Below are 6840 nucleotides of genomic sequence, written 5' to 3'. Positions count from 1 at the left end.
TGAACGTACATTTCCGCCAGCGCGATATTGAGCGCCCGCTCGGTACGGGTGCCGCGCTCCAGGGCGGAGGGATAAAAACTGCTGTCGCGCACTTGCGGAACGTCAAAGGTGAGTTGCCCCATGCGCGTCATCACGGTCTTGGGCTTGAAGCCGTTGGCGTGCCCGCTGCGTTCGGTACATCGCTCATATCGGTCGGCGTTGAGGTGCTGGGCACGTTCGATTTTGCTGGCCTCATTGACCAGGATGCGTAACGCTTCGCCTGCGCCATCGAGTCCTTGCGATAATAGCGCCGCATAGGCCGCCTCCAGGGGGTTGGTTTCTACTTGCATTGCCATGGTGCTTCTCCTTCGGGGTTGTGGTTAGAATAACCCTCAAGGATTTTTACTTGCAAACCCGTTCGCCAGGCCGGGTTCGGAATTTACAGAAACAATGTTGCACTAACTCCAAACCCAATTCTTTCCTCAATGTGTCACGCATATCTTCAATCAACGGATCAATCGTAGAAACGCCTTCTTGAGCGGTTTGATTCGACAACTTTCGAGCTAGATCAACTTGTTTTCGGGAGCCGAAAAGCTGAATTTCACTAAGTAGATTTTCAAGCTTCGTTATTGACTCAACGGTTGCATCCCTTCGTCCAATTTCTTGAGTAAGAATTTTGTAGGCATCAATCAAGTGCTGCACAACAATCTCTCGCCTCTTGTTGGCACTATCACGAAGAGAGTTCAGCCAGCCTGCAAATAGCCAGCTATTGCCAGCAACACAGTTACAACCAACTTTGTTAGCTCAATGTCCATTGCATACCTTTAGTTCAACGCCAAGTTAAGCGGACAAGTGGAGCGCCCGCAGGGTGCGCAACGTGCCAAAAGCGGCGCGTAAAATTTGCGAAGCAAATGCGCTGCTTTTGGATGTTCCGCTTGAACGCCTGGTTATAGCGCTTTTGCGGCAGTGACGAGTTCAGCCCAAGCCCCAGTTGGCGACCATATTTCTGACATTGGGTATTGTGCCTGTTGCTCTGGTAACCCTAGCACGCAATATTGATACAGGTACATGAAGCAAGACACCCGCATGTTTAAAGCACAATGCACCCAAATTTTCTTTGTTTCGTGCTGATGCATGGCTTCATAAAACTGCTGGAGATCGGAAAGCTGCGGACTTTCCCAGCTAACGGGAATATGTATATAGGCCATGCCTAGCGATTGAACTATTGAGGCTTCATTTTCGAGGGCGTGAGTACTTGTGGGCAGCGCTAAATTTATGACCACGTCATACCCAGAACCGGCGATCTCTGAAAATTGCTCTGCAGTCGGCTGACCCGACGTCGCAACTTTTTCACCAACTTTAAAGTACGCTCGGATTTCGTTCATGGTGAGCTATAACGTTCAAAATCACCGGCCTGCGCGGCTTTTCGCGCAGGTCCGGTGCATTGCAGGGTTAGCCTTCCCGTAGCAACCGCTACCTGATGGGCTAGGGTTGGCGTCGGTACCCAACTCACTCTTGTAAATGCACAGGACGTCTTCGATTTCGCGGGGCTTCAGTTTCTGAAAGGCGCGTGGAAACTCCGCTACGGGAATGAACTTGCGCGACACGCTCAAGCCCAGACGCAGAGCACCTGCGCGAGTACCGGCGTGAAGGAAAACGACAGTTGGCTCAAGCTGCAACTTGGCACCGATGCGAAGAGCGGTGTCGTAGATGGTGAGTTCGCCTATGCCGGGAATTGGCCCAATTACAGCGGCCACTGTTTCGTGGAGGACCTCGAATGACCGAGCATTGGAAAGTGCGGGCAACGACGCGACCAAGCGGCGACGGCATTCGGCAAGAACGGCTTGGGGAATTCTTCTCTGGTGGGAGAGGCGCTTACCACTTGGGCTTACTGCGAGTGCCGCACGAGACACAGCTTCTTCAAGCGTGCGCTGAATAGCAAACCAACGCTGCTCTTGTTCTGCACTCTCTCGGCAGCAACGAATGTAATCGGCAACTATGTCGCGCATGGTCATCATCATGATTGGGACGGCTAACGTTTGAATTCACCGGCGCGGCGCGGCTTTATCGCGCAGCGTCCGGTGGAATGATGGGTTGGGCATAAAGTAGCTCATTACCTGCGGCGATTAGTGCCATCGTATACTCACCGACTACCGACCAAGGCATCTCAATACTGACCCAGTCATCTTTGCTTCTGGTGTTCGTGTCTTTGAATACGAACGTGTCATTATTTACTGCGACTGAGGCATGACCCAAGGCATTGCGCAGGCGTCGGGCAAATTGTTCAGGATTATTTTTTGAAAAATGTGTTGCTGACGAACCGTAGGCAACCTTTATGTCACTATTGCCAACAAAAGAATTGATGTGTTTCCTTAAAATCACTACCGCATCCTGATCTTTGAAATATGATTCTCGCAACCAAAGTGCCGTGGAATAAAGCATTGCCAAAAACGTTGCCTGATTTACCAATGGGACTGGCCCCGAAAATCCGTTATTCCTTTCCACATCTCGTAGCACGCCATCCAACCATTTGTTCTCTCTTCGTTCGTCCTGCAATCTTGCTTGAATTTTTGCCGAAAGCAAGGCGTTTCGTGAATCTTGGAATGCGGCTTTATCAATAGCTTGCATGGCGATGATTCCTTGTTGCCCAACGTTGGAGGTAAGGGGCGCTGCGCGGCGCTTTTTCGCGCAGCGTCCAGCGACCGAAGGGAGCGACCTTGACCGAAGTGTTAGGCATTGTGACCAGGATACTTTTCCAAAGCCATATGTGTTGCTTCGTCGAGGGAGTGCCCAGTAGAAACAAGCTCTCTGACGTACCTTAAGCGAGCTTTATTCTGTGCAACCACTTCAGCGTCGAGGCCCAAACAACATAAGCGGCCATACAAGTTGCCAACAGGGGAAAGCAACGAAAAAGGCGCAATAAGTGACAGGCTGCCAAAGATGAAGCTAACGGGAATCATCCAGAGGAAATGGAGGGGATTTAAATCGAAAGCACCAACTACAATGGCTTGGGCTGTAAACAACATGGCCGTATTTGTTGTCTGGATAGTTACGCCAAAACCGGTGCTCGTATTTTGGCGAACACCCCATGAGAAGGAAGCAGCAAGCCAAATTACGATGACCCACAAGACAATACCAACGATGTACATAATTTCTCCTGTCACCCCGTGGCGAGGGGATATTGCCTAACGTAAAGTAGACACCCGAAAAAATTCCATGAAAAGCACCTTCAGGGTGTATATTCTGGATTGTTTCATGTAGTGCCTTGTATTGATTGGGTGTTAAAATTTAGCACACCCTAAATTTTCAGATAAATACGACATGACCCAATCCCCCAAATTGCTCGACCAAGTGCGCGACAAGTTGCGGGTGAAGCACTACGCGTTACGCACCGAGCAAAGCTATGTGGACTGGATTAAACGCTTTATTTACTTTCACGACAAGCGCCATCCCAAAGACATGGGGGCGCAGGATGTCGAGGCCTTTCTCACTCATCTGGCTGTGGCTGGTAAGGTTTCTGCATCAACTCAAAATCAGGCCAAGAGCGCGTTGCTGTTTCTCTACCGCGAGGTGCTGGAAATTCAATTACCGTGGCTGGATAACATTACTCAAGCCAAAGCGCCGAAGAAGCTCCCTGTGGTGTTGACGGTGGCGGAGGTGCAGGCGGTATTGTCGCGCTTGAGCGGTTCACATTTGTTGATTGCGTCGTTGTTGTATGGCGGCGGGATGCGTTTGATGGAAGCGGTGCGCTTGCGGGTGAAGGATGTCGAGTTTGCGCGGCACGAGATCATTGTGCGCGAGGGCAAAGGTTTCAAGGATCGGGTGACGATGTTGCCGGAGGCCGTAACTGCCTCGCTTAAAGCACATTTGCTTAAGGTGAAGGCCTTGCATGAAGAAGATTTGGCGCAGGGTTATGGCGAAGTGTATTTGCCGTTTGCGCTGGATAAGAAATATCCCAATGCGGGCCGCGAGTGGGGCTGGCAATATGTTTTTCCATCGAAGAATCTGTCGGTCGATCCGCGCTCGGGCAAGACGCGCCGCCATCATCTGGATGAGAAAGGGGTGCAGCGCGCGGTGAAGCAGGCCGTGCGCGATGCCGGATTGACCAAGCCCGCCACGCCGCACACTTTCCGCCATTCGTTTGCCACGCATCTGCTGCAATCGGGCTATGACATCCGCACCGTGCAGGAGCTGCTGGGGCACTCCGATGTTTCCACTACCATGATCTACACCCATGTGCTGAACAAAGGCGGCAAGGGTGTGGTGAGTCCGCTGGATCGCTGATGCTCGCTTACCTTGTCCGCCGCATCCTCTACGCCATTCCCATCCTGATCGGGGTGAACCTGCTCACCTTCGCGTTGTTCTTTGTGGTGAATACGCCGGACGATATGGCGCGCATGCAGCTCGGGGTGAAGCGGGTGACGCCGGAGGCCATCGAGAAATGGAAACAGCAGCGCGGCTACGACAAGCCGCTGTTCATCAATGCCGCAGCCGCCGGTGCAGAAAAAATGACTGGCACGATCTTCTGGCAGAAGTCGGCCAGCATGTTTGTGTTCGATTTCGGTTATTCGGATGACGGGCGCAGCATTTCGCGCGAGATCGTCACGCGCATGGGGCCGAGCCTGGCGATTGCCTTGCCGACCTTTCTGATCGGGCTCGTGGTGTATGTCAGCTTCGCTTTGCTGATGACGCTGTTTCGCGCCACGGTGCTGGATTGGGCGGGGGTGGCGCTGTGCGTGTTGCTGATGTCCATCTCCGGCCTGTTCTACATCATCGGCGGGCAGTTCGTGGTGAGCAAGCTGTGGCACCTGGTACCCATCTCCGGCTATGCGGGCGGGGCGGACAGTTTCAAATTCGTGGTGCTGCCGATCCTCATCGGTGTGGTGGGTGGCATCGGTTCCAGCAGCCGCTGGTATCGCACCATCTTCCTCGAAGAGATCGGCAAGGATTACGTACGCACCGCGCGCGCCAAAGGCTTGTCTGAACTGCGCGTGCTGTTCACGCATGTGCTGAAGAACGCGATGATTCCCATTTTGACCGGCGTGGTGGTGGTCATTCCGCTGCTGTTCATGGGGAGCTTGTTGACGGAATCGTTCTTCGGCATCCCCGGTCTGGGCAGCTACACCATCGATGCCATCAACGCGCAGGATTTTTCCGTGGTGCGGGCGATGGTGTTTTTGGGGTCGGTGCTGTACATCGCTGGGCTGATTCTGACCGATGTGTCCTACACGGTGGTTGATCCGAGGGTGAGGCTGCAATGAAGGCGCCGGTATTTCTGGTTGTAGTGGTGGGTCGGGTTTCAACCCGACAGGCGGCTACAGGCATCCACTGTGTTGGGTTGAAACCCGACCCACAGAGGGGGCGACCCGCATGAATTTCACCCCCGTCATCCTGTGGAGCGATGCGCTGGTGTTCCTGCTGCTGGCGGCGGGGATTGCCGGCGCTTTGTATGTCCGCCGGCGCGAGCATCTGTTGCTGCCGTGGCGGCGTGTGGCGCAAAGCAATGTGGCGCTGGTGGCGCTGCTGGTGCTGACGCTGTTCTTTGCCGTTGGCCTGCTCGATACACTGCATTTCCGGGTGGCATTGCCGCAAGCCAATGGCGGTGAAAAGGTGTATTCGCCCGAGGTGTTGAGTGTGTTCGACAAGCTGGCCGAGCCGCTGCGCACGCAGACGGAGAAGACCTATTCCGCACCGTTTGCCTTGACCTTATATGCGAAGGAAAGCGTGACCGATGCGCAAGGCAACGTCGTGCGGGACTACCCGAGACTGCAATATGGCGGGGCGCATCTGGCCGATGAGGCGCAGCGCGCTGTGGATGTGGTGACGCGGGCGGTGGTTGGTGGTGCATGGGGAATTATTTTTGGAATGCTGCTTTTGGGGATTTCGTCATTCCGGCGTAGGCCGGAATCCAGCGGGGTGAACAAAAATGCATTTCTGAATGACTGGATTCCGGCCTACGCCGGAATGACGGTGTTTAAAGGACGGCTAGCTGTTGTGATCGCGCTGCTGTTGGTTAGCGCCCTCATCGGCGCAATCGCCAACCTGGCCACCGTCTATCACGTGTTGGGCACCGACAAAGTCGGGCAGGATGTGCTCTATCTTGCGCTCAAAAGCATCCGCACCGGCCTCATCATCGGCACGGTGACCACGCTGGTGACGCTGCCGCTGGCGCTGTTCCTCGGCGTGGCGGCGGGCTATTTCCGCGGCTGGGTGGACGATGTGATCCAGTACCTTTACACCGTGTTGAGTTCGATCCCCAGCGTGTTGCTGATCGCAGCGGCGGTGCTCATGATGCAGGTGACGATTGATACCCATCCCGAATGGTTCCCCACCACTGCGGCGCGCGCCGACATGCGGCTGGTGGCGCTGTGTTTCATTCTCGGGGTGACAAGCTGGACCGGACTGTGCCGCCTGTTGCGCGGCGAAACGCTGAAACTACGCGAGATGGAATACATCCAGGCGGCGCAAGCCTTTGGCGTGTCGTCCATGCGCATCCTCACCCGCCACATCATGCCGAATGTGATGCACATCATCCTGATCGCGCTGGTGATGGATTTCTCCGCGCTGGTGCTGGCCGAGGCGGTGTTGTCCTACGTGGGCGTGGGCGTGGACCCTTCGATGATCTCCTTCGGCACCATGATCAACGGCGCGCGCCTGGAGATGGGGCGCGAGCCGATGGTGTGGTGGGCGTTGGCCGCCGCATTCGGCTTCATGCTGGTGCTGGTGCTGGCGGCAAATCTGTTTGCCGATGCGGTGCGCGATGCGTTCGATCCGCGCCTGAGCCGCGCTTGAGTCGCGGTACTTTGCAGGCGACTGCGTCGGACTGAAGTCCGACCCACAGGGAGCGGCGAAATTTGCGGG

The 6840-nt window shown here is 54.9% G+C and carries 8 protein-coding genes; 3 read left to right on the top strand and 5 right to left on the bottom strand.

The genetic code is table 11. From position 1 onward, the window contains the following. From ACKTSJ_RS09640 to ACKTSJ_RS09620, 5 genes are all read right to left on the bottom strand, one after another. On the bottom strand, nucleotides 1-335 hold a 335-nt coding region (locus ACKTSJ_RS09640), incomplete at its 3' end, for a transposase (protein WP_407899703.1). Nucleotides 336-926: 591 nt separating this feature from the next. Next, nucleotides 927-1364: a protein tyrosine phosphatase family protein gene (locus ACKTSJ_RS09635; protein WP_407899701.1), complete on the bottom strand. Its 438-nt coding sequence runs from the start codon at nucleotides 1362-1364 to the stop codon at nucleotides 927-929. Between the two features lie 21 nt (nucleotides 1365-1385). Then, nucleotides 1386-2000: a hypothetical protein gene (locus ACKTSJ_RS09630; RefSeq protein WP_407899699.1), complete on the bottom strand. Its 615-nt coding sequence runs from the start codon at nucleotides 1998-2000 to the stop codon at nucleotides 1386-1388. A gap of 43 nt (nucleotides 2001-2043) precedes the next feature. Next, nucleotides 2044-2607, bottom strand: a complete 564-nt coding sequence (locus ACKTSJ_RS09625; protein WP_407899697.1) for a hypothetical protein — start codon at nucleotides 2605-2607, stop codon at nucleotides 2044-2046. Nucleotides 2608-2708: 101 nt separating this feature from the next. Further along, on the bottom strand, nucleotides 2709-3128 hold the full coding sequence (locus tag ACKTSJ_RS09620; protein WP_407899696.1) for a hypothetical protein: 420 nt from the start codon (nucleotides 3126-3128) through the stop codon (nucleotides 2709-2711). A 172-nt stretch (nucleotides 3129-3300) separates the two neighbouring features. Between ACKTSJ_RS09620 and ACKTSJ_RS09615 the strand changes: the two genes are divergently transcribed. The 3 genes from ACKTSJ_RS09615 to ACKTSJ_RS09605 all read left to right on the top strand — a co-directional run bounded on the left by ACKTSJ_RS09615 (nucleotide 3301) and on the right by ACKTSJ_RS09605 (nucleotide 6771). Continuing rightward, complete coding sequence (locus ACKTSJ_RS09615) at nucleotides 3301-4263, top strand: integron integrase (RefSeq protein ID WP_407899694.1); 963 nt, start codon at nucleotides 3301-3303, stop codon at nucleotides 4261-4263. After that, a complete protein-coding gene (locus tag ACKTSJ_RS09610) occupies nucleotides 4263-5240 on the top strand; it encodes an ABC transporter permease (protein ID WP_407899692.1) in 978 nt (325 codons plus the stop codon). The genes ACKTSJ_RS09615 and ACKTSJ_RS09610 overlap by 1 nt, the downstream gene beginning before the upstream one ends. A gap of 109 nt (nucleotides 5241-5349) precedes the next feature. Then, the gene (locus tag ACKTSJ_RS09605; RefSeq protein WP_407899690.1) at nucleotides 5350-6771 is read left to right on the top strand and encodes an ABC transporter permease; all 1422 of its coding nucleotides are present in this window, start codon (nucleotides 5350-5352) and stop codon (nucleotides 6769-6771) included. The last annotated feature ends 69 nt before the right edge of the window (nucleotides 6772-6840 follow it).

The organism is Ferrigenium sp. UT5 (assembly GCF_045866295.1).
Taxonomy (GTDB): domain Bacteria; phylum Pseudomonadota; class Gammaproteobacteria; order Burkholderiales; family Gallionellaceae; genus Sideroxyarcus.
This window is presented reverse-complemented; position numbering and strand designations above follow the sequence as displayed.

Coding starts and splice junctions, on each gene's coding strand:
- ACKTSJ_RS09610 (WP_407899692.1), top strand. CDS start 4,263: ATGCTCGCTTACCTTGTCCGCCGCATCCTCTACGCCATTCCCATCCTG.
- ACKTSJ_RS09630 (WP_407899699.1), bottom strand. CDS start 2,000: ATGATGATGACCATGCGCGACATAGTTGCCGATTACATTCGTTGCTGC.
- ACKTSJ_RS09635 (WP_407899701.1), bottom strand. CDS start 1,364: ATGAACGAAATCCGAGCGTACTTTAAAGTTGGTGAAAAAGTTGCGACG.
- ACKTSJ_RS09625 (WP_407899697.1), bottom strand. CDS start 2,607: ATGCAAGCTATTGATAAAGCCGCATTCCAAGATTCACGAAACGCCTTG.
- ACKTSJ_RS09615 (WP_407899694.1), top strand. CDS start 3,301: ATGACCCAATCCCCCAAATTGCTCGACCAAGTGCGCGACAAGTTGCGG.
- ACKTSJ_RS09605 (WP_407899690.1), top strand. CDS start 5,350: ATGAATTTCACCCCCGTCATCCTGTGGAGCGATGCGCTGGTGTTCCTG.
- ACKTSJ_RS09620 (WP_407899696.1), bottom strand. CDS start 3,128: ATGTACATCGTTGGTATTGTCTTGTGGGTCATCGTAATTTGGCTTGCT.